Source organism: Legionella yabuuchiae, assembly GCF_900640115.1.
GTDB lineage: Bacteria > Pseudomonadota > Gammaproteobacteria > Legionellales > Legionellaceae > Legionella_A > Legionella_A yabuuchiae.
The window spans coordinates 47,310-62,497 of the sequence record NZ_CAAAIW010000016.1; the positions used below are offsets into that span (position 1 = coordinate 47,310).

Here is a 15,188-nt window from a genome sequence, read left to right on the forward strand (position 1 = left end):
ATTAACTTATCACAGCATTCGGGCTTTTCAAAAACAGTTGTGTATAATACCCCCACCCCTTGCTATCATGGGCAATTCCAATTCCCGTTAAATTATAATCACCCAAAATATTCCTACGATGTCCAGGGCTAGCTATCCAGGCGTCTACTAGCTGTTTTGGACCATATTTATAATAAGCCACATTTTCTGCCCCACCCTGACAGTGTTTAATTTGCTTGTATAAGACACTAATACGCTGACTAAAATTTTGATGCCCAAATGGAACACGCTTTTGCGCCATGGCCGCACTATGTGTTTCAGCAATCTTTGAAATCGACGACATTAATTTTAAAGGGGAACGATGATGTTTTACACGATATTCGTTCACATAATATAAAACTTGCTGCTGATATTGTGCATCAGATAGTTGAGATTGCCCTTGTGCAGCAAAGGTAAGATTAAACCCGACCAAGATAGTTAACGCAAAAAACCAATAGACTACTTTTTTCATGATTTAAGATTAATTCATTAACATTAAAAACCGGCTATTTTGATAATATTTAAAGCATTTGTCTATGTTTTTATAACGCTTTGTTTTTATATACCCCGTAATCGTTCAAGTCTCGCACGCATCTTTAATAACAACGCCGCACGCAGCGAATAACATCTCCGCGATGATTGACCAAACAGCTTCGATGACAACGTGGGCTAACTTGACGCCAATTCGTCCAGTAACGGTAACGATAGCCTGGGGCTTTATAATTATAATACCGGTCACGATGAACCCACCAAAACGCCAATTCAACGGGTTTTTGTTCAGGCGTATACTCTGTATTAGATATAGCATACGCGGAAGGAGCATATCCGGCTCCTAGAAATGTGACTAATAAAGCCAGAATAGGAACCCCCAAAAATATCCTATAAGTACGGGTGGCCATAATTCATTCCTTTGAAGTCCAAGTTTCATAATAAATTATAGCTCAATTGAGTCAATATTGATCAAAATGGGTGTGTCCTGTAGCGATCTTTTAAAATGAGGCAGGGCGAAAAAGAAAAGAACAATCACAGGTATAGATCCGTGATACTTTCTCTGGGAACCATAATTCTAATTTCTTTGAAAATATGCGCTGGCGAACATCACGACCATCGCACAAAACAATAGACTTAGCGGGAGAAATACCAAGTGATGAACTAAAATACTGCCAATGAATCCAGCCAATAGTGCTGAAACAGACATACGAATGGTATTGATAATTGCAGTCGCAGTAGCGGGGTTACGTTCATAATGAGCCAATGTTATCGCAAGCGCTGGAGGGTTTAGAAAACTGTTACCTAAACTTACCAATAAACAAGGCGCAAGCATATACAAACTAAGGCCCCAGAAAAAATAGCCCAAAAGAATTAAGCCAGCGCCTACCAGCAGGAATACCGAACCAAAGCGTATATTCCATATCATCGAAAAGTGTTCACGCAACTTGATTCCAATATAATTTCCTAAAATCAGCATCGCTCCATTAATGCCAAAAAAAATCCCAAACATCATTGGGGTGAATTGCAATTGGGTAATTAATAAATAAGATGCATTAATCACTACAATCATTAACATGGAAAACGAAAAAGCAATGGTTGTCGTTCCAACCCATAAATGCTGATGTCGAAAAATAGACTGATACGATTTAACGGTCTCTATCCATTGAAACGAATAGCTTGAAGAACTCCAGTTTGGGGATTCTCTTAAAAAAAAGTAACTTAATGTTATTAAGAAGACACTAATTAAACCCATTAAAATGAAATTTGCTTGCCACGGAAAAAAATGCATAATAACCGATCCAATTAATGGTGCAAAAATCGGTGACACCGCCACAATCATCGATATATGAGAGATCGCTTTTGCCCGTTCCGTGCTATCCACACAATCTCGTGTGGTAGAAATAGAGACGACCCCAGCACAACAAGCGGATAACCCTTGTATGCCACGAGCAATAATAAGCACCCAAATGTCGTGAGCTAAAGTACAGGCTAAGGTCGCCACCAAAAATATCCCTATGCTTAGAGGTAGCATAACCCTTCGACCATAATGATCAATCAACGGTCCCCAAATTAACTGTCCTAAACCAAATGAGAATAAATATAAACTGAACGTAAGCTGTCCTAAACTGTACGAAGTATTGAAATATTCGACAATGACTGGCAACGCCGGCTGATATAAATCAAAGGTCAACAGCGAAAAGGCAGACATGAAGCCAAGTAATAAGAGTGGGGTTGATTTCGAAGACATCATAAAATAAATAATTTTTATTTAGGATAACACGAATTAAATGATTCAACTTAATCATTCCCAGGATAAGTATAATGTTTCCTTAAGCTTTAACTAATATAATAAAACTATAATCTTTTTAATCCCAGAAAATAAAATGCTATCGCGAAAGATAATCAATCAAAGTTTAGAGGCCCTGCTTCTGCAAGAAGCAGAACTTAGTCCCTCAGCGAAAGAACTCATTCGTAGAGTAAACCTGAAACTGGCTGAAGCCAATTGTTCTCTTGCGTTTCAAAGCGATCCTGTTTTAGAGTTACTGTTTAAACGCGTAAACGAACTACAGTTTTCTACCGACGTAGATGGAACGGCCAATGAGATCGTCGCTGACATTCATGAAGCTTTAGCCGTCGAATCCAAACTTCTTCAAACTCAACACCACCAACAAGGGCAATATTCACAATTAAGATTACACCGACGCTCGTTAAGAGACCAACTGCAAGATCATGACATCACCATGTTTATGCCTAAATCGGAAGGAAATATTGAGGTTTTAGCCCCTGTGCACCGATTGAGCAATATCTCTTCCACATTAGAAGGCTTAAAAGAAGCTTTGGCGAATACTGTAATTGAACATATTTTTATGCCTATTGGTCCTGGCCATTGGAGAGGATTTTATTTAAGCAAACCCAAGGCTTTAAATGAAAAATATACCTTAGAGCTATTTGATCCTTATGGGCCGAATAACGCTCGTGCCATTCAGCCTTATGCAGAGGAAATTCTAAGAGCATGTAATCTTAATCCATCTGATGTGAACATACAGTTCACTGGACCTTTGGTTCCACAATCCGATGGCTATGCTTGCGGCGATTTCACTTGTGCCTATAGCCATAAGAAAAAGAATCAATTAGGGAATGTAGGGCACTATAATGCGGCTTTAGTTCAAGTGCTGGACGAAAAAGGTAATAAGGTCGATCAGCTTAGAAAAGCGTTTCAGGACTTTTCCCTGAAATTAGAAACACAACAACCAGTTGGTGATTTATTTCATCAAGTAGGTGATGAGGCTCCTTCACAAGCCCTGAAACTGAAAGAACTTGAAGCGAGATCGACTCGTCAAGAACAAAAAATTTATCGTGCAACCATTAAGTTTTTTGATAAACAATCCAACTCGACTGCTTATAAGCTTGAACTTGCTACTTTACTCAGCGAGCATAAAGCTATCCAAGAGAAAGCGGATGCCGCTATTAGAAAGGAAGAAGCAGGCCAGGCGTTAACCGATGAAGAGCACGCTGCTAAGCTACAGGCCGATGAATTTCAGTCCGCGGGTTTTAAGCACTAAGTTGTTAATCCGAGCCAATAGGATGCGGCAATTCTCTAACCGTCCAAGCTATTGTTGCTATAAACAACGTGTTTCACATTGAATTACATAGTGCCAACTATCCACTAGACACCTTTTTTGACAGTAAAGATTGATTTGATTCCATTTTGTCCAATAGCGATAGCGGCAAGGAGAAATTTTATAGACGAACGCCACGTTATTATCACAGGAAGTGAATTCAGTTTCCTCAACGAGGATATAGGGCTGATTCGCTCTGGTGGAAGCCGAAAAAAGAATTAACAACAACACAAAACTCATCCCTAAACGGACGGAAAGAAGCGTACTTTTAATATTAATTTGCGAAGTCATGACTCATTCCTTTGATGTACTTGCATTATAAATTATAGCTGCGATGAGCGCATATTTCACATTAAGCGTTTTTTTTGCGCAAAATTTGCATTACTCAAATTCTTTAATGGCTGCGTGCTTCGCTTCAGTTTGGCTCACCTTTGTTCTTCAATTTTTTTGTTTTAATGCAAACGCCAAAGCACTTCTTCAAGATCAGCTTCGGATCATAAATGATCAATACTGGATGTTTTCATGAGCTTAATTTATTCTGGACTTTAGCTACCGTCATTGCGAACTAGCGTAGCTAGTGTGGCAATCCAGAGATCAAGGTCAGAATCTTTGGGCATGTGGGTTTAAACGGACTGCGCTTGATAATAAAACGTAACATTTAAAGGATTCTAACATGGCTCAACGCGACAAACCTAAACCATCGATTTTTAAAACCATAATATCCCCATGGTTTATTTGCTTACTCGCTACCGTTTTTTACTTCTATGACTTCTTACTGCGCATCATGCCAAGCATTATGATTCATCCTTTAATGAGTAGTTATGGGGTTAACGCTGGTCAAATTGGACTCTTATCGGCTTTTTACTATTACACGTATACCCCCTTACAACTGCCTGCTGGGGTCGTGGTTGATAAATACAGTCCGCGTATAGTTCTAACGCTTTCTTGTTTGATTTGTGCTGTTAGCGCTGTACTCTTCGCTGCTACACATTCTTATTTCATTGGATGCTTCGCTCGAGCACTGATGGGTATAGGATCTGCATTTGCATTTGTCGGCGCATTAAAACTTGCCGCTATCTGGTTACCTGAGAATCGGTTTGCACTGTTTGCAGGTCTTACTTCAGCGATTGGTACCTTAGGCGCGGTAACTGCGGATAATGTCCTCTCTCATATGGTATATGATTTTGGCTGGAAACATGCCGTATATTTAACGGGGCTAGCAGGATTTGTTTTATCCATTGTTTTATTCCTCTTCATTAAAAAAAGACCGCCGGCATTATTAAGCTCGACTCCGAAAACCTATCACTCATGGAGCAATATCTGGCAGCGTTTTGGTCTTTTAGCAGGCTCATTTTATACTTGGTTGAATGGATTAGTTGGCTTACTCTTATTCCTTCCTATTTCAGTATTCGCCTCTCTATGGGGGGTTGATTTTATTGCAAGAAAGTATCATTTACTAACAGCAGCTGCCGCTTCTGCGACATCCTTAGTCTTTTTAGGGGTCGCCATCGCTTCGCCATTTATTGGCCATCTTTCAGACAAAATAAAAAGCCGTAAAATTCCTTTATTTATTGGTAGTGTCGGTTGTTTGGCGAGTTCATATATCTTAATTTATGTGTCAGGAATATCGATTTCCGTGGCTTATGTTTTGTTATTTTTAATTGGGGTATTTGCTAGCCCTCAAATTCTGGTATTTGCCATTGCTAAGGATTTGAGCCCACTCCTTGCAACAGGCATGGCAACAGCCATGGCCAATTGTATTGTGACCATTGGTGCCGGACTATACCAGCCGTTGATTGGCTATGCTCTGGACTATAAATGGAACGGTGCTAAAACAGAATTTGGAACGCCTTTATTTTCGGTACAAGACTATCGCTTTGCCTTTGGAATTCTAGTTATTTCTCTGTTGATCTGTTGCTTTTTGGTTTTACTATTACCGAATTATAAAACACGAGGGAAACAACAAAAGAAAACACCACGATGAGCGCGAAGTGGCTGTTAAGGCTAATGCGATTTTGGCCTCCGTTTCTGGGCGCGGGAATACGCATAAAAGATTTTAGTGAGGATTATACCTATATTTTGGTAGCAATAAAACTTCGATTTTGGAATCAGAACTACGTCGGCACGCATTTTGGCGGCTCTTTATACACCATGATTGATCCTTTCTATACCCGTGATCGTTCAAAATGCGAGTTTTTAGGTGCCTTTATTTTTTGTTCTGTCGCATTTTAAAAAGCATTCCCTTGCGAGTTTTTCAAAATGTGGCAGGGCGAAAAAGAAACAGCATAAATCACGCATTTTGAGAAAACTTTACACATTAAGCGGTCTTATGCCATTGAATAATCGATTAAATCATCTCATGGATGGGCGTACCTTGATGGAAAACCATTCGCCACTGACCACCCAACTTTCGCCAAATTGAAGACCGAAACGTCTGTTGAACATTATTGGCATTCACTTCCTTAATACGGCTAATATAGGTTAAGAGAATAACATCCTCGGATATCATCTTTGCCTGAAACTGAAAGCCCTCGCGCTCCGATTTACTGTGACGATTAAGCCAAGCAATGACATCTTGCTTACCGATGTTCCCACTTTGACTCATTTCCATAAAGTCATCGTCAAGAAGATCTTGCAGAACACAAGCTGATTCCTGTTTAGAAATAAGTCGTTTCTCATATTGGATGATTTTATTTGATAGCTCGTTTTCCATAATATTTACGCGTTAGGATAAAGGTTGAGAATCAATACCATTTACTATATCAAGTATTTATTTTGAACCAAGGTTATTGAATGGGCTCTTGAATGAAATTTAGCTCGAAACCTAGGTCTCGAGCTACTATGTGAAGTGATTGTTAAGAAGTAATTTCAAAGTACGTTGGGTTATATTCATAACAATGCCATACGATCTCTGAACCACCGACCTTAACATTGATATCTATTACATCCAATGATGCAAAATTTGGCTGTTTTTCTGCGTAACATACTCTTTTTGTATCATTAACGGTCACATAATGGTATGAAGTGGTTACAGAATAATCATCAGGAAGTTGATAGACATCACCAGTATGTTCTAAAGTAACTGGCTCGCCAGTAATCATTACTTTATCAGCAAAAGTAACTGTGCCAAAAGTCATTAGACCTACTAGACTTAACGGGATAATCTTATTCATGATGCGAACTCCTGTTTCAAAATAAATACAACTAGTATTTTAATCTTCCATGTTTCTTGGTGCAGACTCATTTGGTCTGTACTATTAGTATAGCATCGAATAGTATAGCATCGAATGTTCTCTGTAATTCGTTTCTATTTTTCCCTAGGGTCTTATATGGACTCGACCGTATTGTCAAAGTCTAATCCTCATTTTGATTAAATAGGTTAAGTTTCCAGTCTTATATCCGACATCTGGTAAGGCCTAATTAACATTGGGTTTTATCCTCCCGTGCCCTGATGAAATTTGCACGCTTGCTCCTTATCTGTTGATCGGCAAATTCAATTGCCACAGACCCTATCAGGTTTTTTCAAGCGTTGGTCTTACCTGTTTAACATCATGTTGATTATTCTTCGCAATTCAATTGTCGTCTTTAATCCACCATAGTTCGTTACTATATAAAACCTGTTAAGCTGCCTTTCTATACTCATGGCCAGACAAGAGCATAGCCATTGCAATACGAGCATTTTTATTCGCAAGAGCAACAGCAGCTTTATTAAATCGACCATTCTCTTTGATCAAGAATTTTCTTATAAATTTAATTCAAAAAGTTACTGCGGAATGACGGTTTGATGCTTGTAGGCCCGGTAAATGCAACGAAGCAAATGAAGCGTATCGCGCTTCATATCTTGACCAAGTGTGTATCGATATTCTCTTGGAAAATCGCGGGTTACCTCAAACACTCCTAGAACCAACTGATAACTGGCCTTATAAACCGGTAACTCCGTATAGAAAGCCATCAATATAAATCCAAAACATTCGTCTTTAAAGAAATCATGAGGCAGCTTTGCTGCCTCAAAAGAAAAGGAATAAAGGGGCTAAGGGGGAAAATCCCGGACACACCGAACAGGATGTCCGATGAATTTATTGTTGAGGTCGCCGCTGCTGATACCCGACGGGAACTCCACTTCCCACGCGCTGGCGTTGATGATGTCGATCTGCGACGAACTCCAGTAAGTCACGGACGAAAACCCGCCAAAATTGCAACTGCCGCCAGGGCAAAGACTGTTAACCACTGCAACCAGGCCGCTTCTTGCGGGTAAATACCAGTCTGGCGTATTCACACCACCTAGATGGCGACAACCATATGCCGCACATCCAGCTTCAGTGCCGCACCCACCCGCATTAATAATTAAGTCAGTATTATTAGCGCCAGTACTCTCATTTATACTCGTGCCAGCAACATCCCTACCATCATTCCATTGAGCTGTAAACTCATCTGCTAACAATGTTACTACTTTACCGCTACCACCACTTTCTTGAAAAACCAAGCCGTTTAAATACTGGAATGCAATCAAGGTGGTTGGGCTATTGGCGGTATTATCACCGCTTATGGTGATAGTGCAGGGCGCATAAGGCGTTGGCGAGGTTAACAATAAATCACAACTATCTCCCGGCGCCACACTGGTACAATTGCTGTCATTAACGGACAGATTAGGGCAGCTTGCCTTGTTGCTGACCGTAATCGCATTGGCATTCACAGCACTGCCTGCATCATTGGTGACTTCTAATGAAAGCGCTGTTCCTGATACTGTAACGACCCGGCTTTGCTGTACAGGACTGGTGATGCTTATCTGCGGTTGGCTGGTCACCGTCACATTCACATTCACTGTGTTGGTATTGTCTCCTGCAATGGGAATAGCAGTTGGTCCTTCTTGTGAGCCTGATGCAAAGATAATGGCACAACTCGCTCCAATCGGAAGGCTTGAACCACAGGTGTTGCTTTGTACACTGATGCTGCTGACTCCTGGAATCTGCGCAACTACATTAGTGGCCGACGTGGGGGAGTCCGCACTGTTGGTAACTGTCACCTCGCCGGTTGAGTTTTCAGCAAACAATAAAGTTGATGGATTAACAGTAATTATAGCACTCGCTGACGCATCACTACGGGTGATATTTAATATATTGCCCTGGCTTGGCTGATAGCATTGGAGTAGGTTTGGGCTGCCATCTGGATTGGCCAGGCAGAGTGCAGGTCCACCATGAACACCGCCCTGGGGCAAGGCGCTGCCGATGATAGAAAGATTTAAAGTGCAGCTACTACCCACCTGCCCCTTGGGTGCCAATTGACAAGGTGTGGTTTGTGTAATGCCAGGCATCGGCTGAATCACTAGTTTTTTAGGCTTGCCCGACTGATTCTGTACTATATATTGTATGAATGAAGTGCTGCTCTCCGGCACGGTCTGAGTGGGATTACTTCCTGGGGCTGGCATTACGGTCCACAATGGACCGGCTGCGTGGGATGCGGTCCATATAAAGCAAGAAAGCAGGCCAAGCATTAGCTTGTTCGTTAATCTGTTGTTTTTGACGGTGTGTTGCATGGCTTTCAGTCCTTATGCCAGGTAAGTGAGGTTAAACAAAACGCCATTGGTATACAAATGATCAAGCGCTAGCCCTGAATTCAAGCTTTGGCCTGTCGCACGGCTTAGTGTGCTTTTACCCCAGTCAGCAAATTCATAGCCCGCACCCACCTGCCAGTGGTCGTTAAGCGCTTTTTGTACGCCGGCACTTAAGGTATAAGTCAACGCGGTTTTCGTCTGGTTGCTGAAATTGGCGTTAGGCACTGCTTCAAAAATCCGGGGTGTATTGGTGAAGTCATGGGCGCGGTTAAAACCAACCCCACCACTCGCACCCACCCAGGGCATCAGCCAATAGCCTTTATCAAGCAGCAACTTGCCTTTTACCGTCAAGCGAGTGTTGCGTACTTTGTATTGGTAGTTGTAATTATCAAACTGGGGGTCGGCATCATCCCATATCACACCCTGAAGTTTGGCATTACCGGTGGTGGCCACGGCCAGTCCCAGTTGGCCTAGCCATTGGGTGGCCAATGGTTTTTGTAGGCCTAAAAAAAGCTCGCCTGAGGCGAGTGCGTTGCTGGATTTTCTGGCGACATAGGTTTTTTCAACATCCGGTGCTAGAAAAAACGTCTGCGTCTCACCACCCCTAGCCCAGACGGGGCCTGCGCTGATAGAGCCTATCCACGACCAGTTTTTTTGGGTTATTGGTCCCATGGTGCCCGCAAAAGACTGGCTGGCCAGCACGCCGGCTGCGGTAAGTGATAAGAATAACTGGTGTTTCATGGGCGCTCCTTGCTGAAGATAGGCTAAAATCGAATGCTGGGTGCTAGATATGGTTCGATTGCTCACCGTTGGGCGCGATCGTTGCTTGACCCCTAACCCTAGCCCATCATTCCTTGCACCCGCAATCCTGTGTTTTTACTTAAACGTTTGTGTGCTGAAGAGACACGTCAGAGTATACTATGCCAGTGATGGTTTTGATGTCAAAAATTTCCTCCAATTTTCATGCCCTTTGTTAAATCAAATTGATTTATTTATACCACATGATTGCGAACCCATTTGACATCACATCTCTCAACAGTTGGTTTTATGGCCAACGCCGCGATATGCTATTCATGGTGGATGTTTTTTGTATTGAAGCATCTTGATCCTGCCTCGAAAAACCGGACACCAACATTATGCAGCCATTCCAAAATTGCTGGGAGTTTGAAACCCTAGAGATGAATGGATGCGTTTGCGATTGTAAAACACTTCAATGTAATCGAATAGAGCTAATTGAGCCTCTTTTCTAGTTTTAAAAGTAACCCCGTAAATCGCTTCAATTTTCAAGGTATGAAAAAAGCTTTCCATGACCGCATTATCATAACAGTTACCTGAGCCACTCATGGAGCAAACAAAGCCATGCTTTTTAAGAAGGAATTGATAAGCATTACAACATTATTGAGAGCCTCTATCGGAATGATGAATAACCCCTTTAGGTGGATTGTTGCGGTGGATAGCCATAACTAAAGCCTTCTCAACAAGCCAGTAACCGGGCGTGTTCCCATGCTCCAACCTACAATTTTTCGATTATATAAATCGATTACGGTGGCTAAATACCGCCATCCTTCATCAGTATGGATGTAGGTAATGTCAGAAGCCCAGGAAATATTGGCAGCAATAGGATTAAATTGTCTTCCCAGTAAGTTCTCCGCAACAGGCTTTGAGTGGCGACTGTCTGTGGTCACTTTAAATCGTCTTGCCGCTTTAGGCTTCAATCCTTCTTGTTGCATAAGCCACTTTATCCGAGCTTTCCCATGATATTTTCCTTGCTTACGTAATGCTTGCTGCAAGCGTGGTATACCATAAGTTTGGCGCGACTCGTCAAACTTATGCCGCAGAATTTCTGACAAAAGCTTATCTTTCTGTTGGCGAGGTCTAACTCTTCCTTTTAGCCATATAATAGAGATTATTTTCTGCTACCCCTAGCTCTCTTGCCACTTGTCTCAAAGTCTTTTCGCTTTGCTCTAACAATTCAATAACTTTAATAAGGTGTACGGCTAATCGAGGTAGGATCAAAGATAACGAACTTTGATTTAAGTACAGCATTTATGAATCGATTTAGGGGGTAAATCCGCCAATTTAAATTCGTTCAGAAAGTGTTCACAAACCCATCGTTTTTAAGACTCAAACTATTTTGAGAAATCTCTTACAAATGCTCGCTCTCTTTTCATCATGACTTATTTATGGGCTTTGATAAACTGTTTTTGTGAGGATAATAGAGATTGTTAAATATGGACTATTTTGAATCAGGGATGAATCAAGCCGCAAGGAACGCGGCATAATCCTCCAATGTTTAATTAAATTTTGAATTTTCACTCTTTCTAATTACAAGCACTTCCCTAAGCTATTTCTCTCTATCGAGTCCATAGGTTTGAGTTTTTAATCTCTGTACATGACAAAAAAACCTGTCATGCCCGCGCAGGCGGGCAACCATTTCTGGCTTGGCACTGAAGTAACTTAAGATAACTCGCTGCCATAGAATGAAAATCATATAATCTCGATCGTCAAAAGGAGGTTATATGGAGTGTATCAGCGAGTTGAAGGATAGTTTAAATATGTATTTTGGCTGGAACAAGGCGAGAATGACATGTTTTGTAACTATGTTGCTTGCATTGCTTGCTACGCGTACAGTTAATTTAAACAAATTGGCTTGTGTTGTATTCAGTGACGCCCTCCAAGCGTCAAGGTACCGTAGAATACAACGATTTTTTCCGAATTTTCTTTGGATTACCATCAAATAGCAGGATTTATTTTTAAATTGTTTTTTGTGAGTGGTGGGCAATGGTATTTAAGCATGGATCGAACCAATTGGCATTGGGGAAAATCAGACATCAATATTTTAATGCTCGGCATTGTTTTCAAAGGAACGGCCATCCCAATTTAAAAGTACAAAGTTCATCATTTGGTTTATTATGAAATTCATTCTGATGTCTACGAAGCAATAACCAGAGAAAAACGCATCAAGAAGTGGAACCTACAATGGAAAATAAACCTTATCGAGCAAAACAACCCCCAGTGGCTTGATTTGGGCATTGGATTATTTTGATGGATGGTTGCCCGCCTGCGCGGGCATGACAGGTTTTTTGTCATGTACAGAGCTGTATACTTATACTTTCTTACTGCAACGAGCATCAATTCTTCCCATTGGTACAGCTTTAATTCCAGAAACCATTGGCATCACACCTAAAGATTCTTTTTCAATCAATTTAACGCTTTTGAACAACCCTGGTATTTCATTTTCAGATAAACGCTCGTTTGACCAACTGGAAACAATTGTTTTTTGAATATCAGCTGAAAGCTTAAATAAATCATTTTGAAAATCATTATAGCCTTGTCGCATTTTTATTGCATCAATAACCCCACCAATAACTAAAGCCCTGGTTAGCTGAATATCTCTGGCTGGAACTGATTCACCACTATCATCAAAGTTTACTGGGAAACCACCATTAACAAGAACAATCTTTCCGTCATTTTTAGTATTAAATATTACGTCGCTAAATAATTGATCCTGGGAAAAATCTCTATCTTTTGTTACTTCTTTTAATAACGATAAAAACTCTTTATCTTCCGAGGAACAACTTAGAAAAACCTTTGATCCTTGTGTTTCAACAATTGAATGAACGATGTTAAGTGTTATATCTGTTCCTGTACAACCAAAAATATAATCAGACTTTTCAATAATATCCTCAAGGGAAACATTATCGGAAATCAAATAATTTTTATCGTAAACCAAAACCTGTTTACCTTGGTTTTTTAGCACGCTTGCTACTGACTTACCGATCGCTCCATAACCAACAACAGCGCAAATTTTTTCTTTAGAAATGGTTTTGATAATTGACCCAACTTTGAAAGAAACAGCATCAGCAATTAAGGGTGATTCCAGTAAACGTTTGGCTGCACAACCAGCGACATTGATAATGGGGATATCAGGTTTGTTCTCTAATGTATACCCCATAGTTCCAGCCGTTGTTTTTTCAATGCCAATTATTCGATAAGAACTTTTTATTGTTTGTGGTATTGATTGTATTGCATGACCACCATGATCTAAAACCAAAATATCTTTAATGCCATCATCCATATGTTTTTCAACAAGGGTCCATAAGTGATTTATATCTGATTGAAAAGCACGCTTGTATTCACCAAATCCAATCTGATCTGATGAGTCGATATAAGTAATCCCTAAAGCCTTCAAATGTTTTACAACCGCTTTGTTTTCAGAGTAACTTTTACCTAAAATGTAAATATACGCAGGTTTTGCACCTAACATTAGCAAACTATTAATGACATTAATGGAGGTTTGAAGTGCATGATGAACATAGACAATAACTGTATTTTTAAGGGGTTCTTGTCTTAAAAAATGCTGATTTTCTTTTAATAAATTATCTACAACAGGCAAATTTGTCATATGGTTACTATTAAGAGATTGAGAAATACGAGGTTGGTTATGAAAGCAAGTAAGAATCATATTACGCATTCCTTTGTCACTATGTAAAGAGAAAGAGCATTATAACAAACCAATAGGCCAACAACAACACAAAAGGGAGCATTTTGAAACAGGAAGATCGTAAAAGCAGTACAACTTCTAACATAGAAATAGAAAAAGAGAACAGGCAGTTAAAGCTTGACAATCAAAAGCTTATTAGTCTGCTTGATCAACTTCCTGGCGATATTTATTGGAAAGATTTAAATGGTGTCTGGCTAGGGGTAAATAACAAAGGTATGGAATCACTTAAAAGCATGAAAGTGGCCAACCAAAAGTCTGATGTTATCGGAAAAACAGATTATGAATTATTTACTAAAGAAACCGCTGACCGATTCAGCGAAAATGATCTAACAGTGATTGAAACAAAAAAACCCGTATCTAACGAAGAACGAAACACCCTTCAAGATGGAACCATAATTGAACAACTCTCGGTAAAAAGCCCCCTGTTTGATGAAAATGGTGAAGTCATAGGTATTATGGGTAATACCATAGATATCACTAAGCTAAAAAATACAGAGCAAGAACTAAAGCTGGCAAAAGAAAAAGCCGAGGTTGCCAACCGCGCCAAAAGCGAATTTATCGCCAACATGAGTCATGATATTAGAACGCCACTATCGGGCATCATTGGCATATCTAGCATCTTAGAAGATGAGGCAAAAGACGACGGTATTAAAGAATACGCGCACATGCTAAACATCAGCGGCGAGCAATTGTTATCGCTTTTAAACGCGGTGTTAGAGCTGGTCTCAGCCAAGTCATTAGGCAAGAAAAAACTCAATCTGAAATCGTTTAGCATCAAAGAAATGTTAAACAACCTCTTTGAGCTAGAACTTCCCTCTCTTAAACTCAAAGACATTGATTTTAAACTGGATGTGGGGCCCAATATGCCCGATGTTGTCCTTTCTGACAAAGAAAAAGTGTATCGGATTTTATTAAATATCTTATCCAACGCCATTAAATTTACTCATTACGGTCGAATTACCATTCAAGTGAATTTAGTCGAGGAACAGGAAGAAGACATCAAACTGTGCTTCAAAGTCATTGATACCGGCATTGGCATTCCTGAAGAGGACATCCATAAAGTCTTTGACCAGTTTTATCGCTCCACCTCGTCTTATGAAGGTAATTTTGATGGCTATGGGATTGGCTTGCACATCGTACGCGATTACCTTGAGAAACTTCATGGACGTGTTGAAATTCAAAGCGAGGAAGGGAAAGGTACCACCATCGCCTTAACCATTCCAATGAAAAAAGCTTCTGCCACGAAGATAAGTGGCGTTGAACCAGAGACTGCCCTGCCTCAAAAACAATCTTATTCCAACCTTGAAATCACCCCTGAGAATGAAAGTGCGTTTGTGCTTTTAGTCGAAGACAATTTTATCGCTCGTAAAATTGCTTCTGACGTATTGACCAAAGCTGGCTGTCGCGTTATGCAGGCGGAAACATCAACGAAAGCTTATGAACTAGCTCAGAGCCACCGTTTTGATTTTATTCTAACCGATATTGGGCTGCCGGATTTCTCAGG

16 protein-coding genes are annotated in these 15,188 nt (G+C 40.4%); 4 read left to right on the forward strand and 12 right to left on the reverse strand.

Features of this window, described 5'->3' with window-relative positions:
* Nucleotide 1: 1 nt before the first annotated feature.
* From E1O47_RS07365 to E1O47_RS07375, 3 genes are all read right to left on the reverse strand, one after another.
* Nucleotides 2-490 (reverse strand): CAP domain-containing protein, encoded by a 489-nt coding sequence (locus tag E1O47_RS07365; protein ID WP_242602051.1) that lies wholly within the window; start codon nucleotides 488-490, stop codon nucleotides 2-4.
* 124 nt (nucleotides 491-614) lie between these two features.
* Nucleotides 615-917, reverse strand: coding sequence for a hypothetical protein (locus E1O47_RS07370; protein ID WP_133130618.1), 303 nt, complete (start codon nucleotides 915-917; stop codon nucleotides 615-617).
* Between the two features lie 167 nt (nucleotides 918-1,084).
* The gene (locus tag E1O47_RS07375; protein ID WP_133130619.1) at nucleotides 1,085-2,260 is read right to left on the reverse strand and encodes a multidrug effflux MFS transporter; all 1,176 of its coding nucleotides are present in this window, start codon (nucleotides 2,258-2,260) and stop codon (nucleotides 1,085-1,087) included.
* Between the two features lie 133 nt (nucleotides 2,261-2,393).
* On the opposite strand from E1O47_RS07375, the gene E1O47_RS07380 reads away from it, so the two are divergent.
* Nucleotides 2,394-3,572, forward strand: a complete 1,179-nt coding sequence (locus tag E1O47_RS07380) for a hypothetical protein (RefSeq protein WP_133130620.1) — start codon at nucleotides 2,394-2,396, stop codon at nucleotides 3,570-3,572.
* A gap of 57 nt (nucleotides 3,573-3,629) precedes the next feature.
* On the opposite strand, the gene E1O47_RS07385 is transcribed toward E1O47_RS07380, so the two are convergent.
* Nucleotides 3,630-3,920: a hypothetical protein gene (locus tag E1O47_RS07385; protein ID WP_133130621.1), complete on the reverse strand. Its 291-nt coding sequence runs from the start codon at nucleotides 3,918-3,920 to the stop codon at nucleotides 3,630-3,632.
* A gap of 382 nt (nucleotides 3,921-4,302) precedes the next feature.
* Between E1O47_RS07385 and E1O47_RS07390 the strand changes: the two genes are divergently transcribed.
* The gene (locus E1O47_RS07390) at nucleotides 4,303-5,613 is read left to right on the forward strand and encodes an MFS transporter (protein WP_133130622.1); all 1,311 of its coding nucleotides are present in this window, start codon (nucleotides 4,303-4,305) and stop codon (nucleotides 5,611-5,613) included.
* A gap of 23 nt (nucleotides 5,614-5,636) precedes the next feature.
* On the forward strand, nucleotides 5,637-5,861 hold the full coding sequence (locus E1O47_RS07395) for a DUF4442 domain-containing protein (RefSeq protein ID WP_133130635.1): 225 nt from the start codon (nucleotides 5,637-5,639) through the stop codon (nucleotides 5,859-5,861).
* A gap of 115 nt (nucleotides 5,862-5,976) precedes the next feature.
* On the opposite strand, the gene E1O47_RS07400 is transcribed toward E1O47_RS07395, so the two are convergent.
* The 8 genes from E1O47_RS07400 to E1O47_RS07440 form a co-directional block, all read right to left on the reverse strand.
* Entirely contained in the window at nucleotides 5,977-6,342 is a 366-nt protein-coding gene (locus tag E1O47_RS07400) for a nuclear transport factor 2 family protein (protein ID WP_133130623.1), read from the reverse strand.
* A 142-nt stretch (nucleotides 6,343-6,484) separates the two neighbouring features.
* Nucleotides 6,485-6,802 carry a hypothetical protein gene (locus E1O47_RS07405; protein WP_133130624.1) on the reverse strand — a complete coding sequence of 106 codons (318 nt, stop codon included), beginning with the start codon at nucleotides 6,800-6,802 and terminating at the stop codon, nucleotides 6,485-6,487.
* A 590-nt stretch (nucleotides 6,803-7,392) separates the two neighbouring features.
* Nucleotides 7,393-7,581 carry a four helix bundle protein gene (locus tag E1O47_RS07410; protein WP_133130625.1) on the reverse strand — a complete coding sequence of 63 codons (189 nt, stop codon included), beginning with the start codon at nucleotides 7,579-7,581 and terminating at the stop codon, nucleotides 7,393-7,395.
* A gap of 78 nt (nucleotides 7,582-7,659) precedes the next feature.
* Nucleotides 7,660-9,162 (reverse strand): Lcl C-terminal domain-containing protein, encoded by a 1,503-nt coding sequence (locus E1O47_RS07415; RefSeq protein WP_242602052.1) that lies wholly within the window; start codon nucleotides 9,160-9,162, stop codon nucleotides 7,660-7,662.
* Nucleotides 9,163-9,174: 12 nt separating this feature from the next.
* Complete coding sequence (locus E1O47_RS07420; RefSeq protein WP_133130626.1) at nucleotides 9,175-9,921, reverse strand: outer membrane protein; 747 nt, start codon at nucleotides 9,919-9,921, stop codon at nucleotides 9,175-9,177.
* A gap of 393 nt (nucleotides 9,922-10,314) precedes the next feature.
* Complete coding sequence (locus E1O47_RS07425) at nucleotides 10,315-10,524, reverse strand: IS3 family transposase (RefSeq protein WP_133130627.1); 210 nt, start codon at nucleotides 10,522-10,524, stop codon at nucleotides 10,315-10,317.
* A 119-nt stretch (nucleotides 10,525-10,643) separates the two neighbouring features.
* Nucleotides 10,644-11,090, reverse strand: a complete 447-nt coding sequence (locus tag E1O47_RS07430; protein WP_133130628.1) for an IS3 family transposase — start codon at nucleotides 11,088-11,090, stop codon at nucleotides 10,644-10,646.
* Between the two features lie 1,196 nt (nucleotides 11,091-12,286).
* Nucleotides 12,287-13,645, reverse strand: coding sequence for an NAD(P)-dependent oxidoreductase (locus tag E1O47_RS07440; RefSeq protein ID WP_165475072.1), 1,359 nt, complete (start codon nucleotides 13,643-13,645; stop codon nucleotides 12,287-12,289).
* 83 nt (nucleotides 13,646-13,728) lie between these two features.
* On the opposite strand from E1O47_RS07440, the gene E1O47_RS07445 reads away from it, so the two are divergent.
* Nucleotides 13,729-15,188, forward strand: a 1,460-nt coding sequence (locus E1O47_RS07445) for a PAS domain-containing hybrid sensor histidine kinase/response regulator (RefSeq protein WP_133130630.1), incomplete at its 3' end; no start/stop codon positions are given.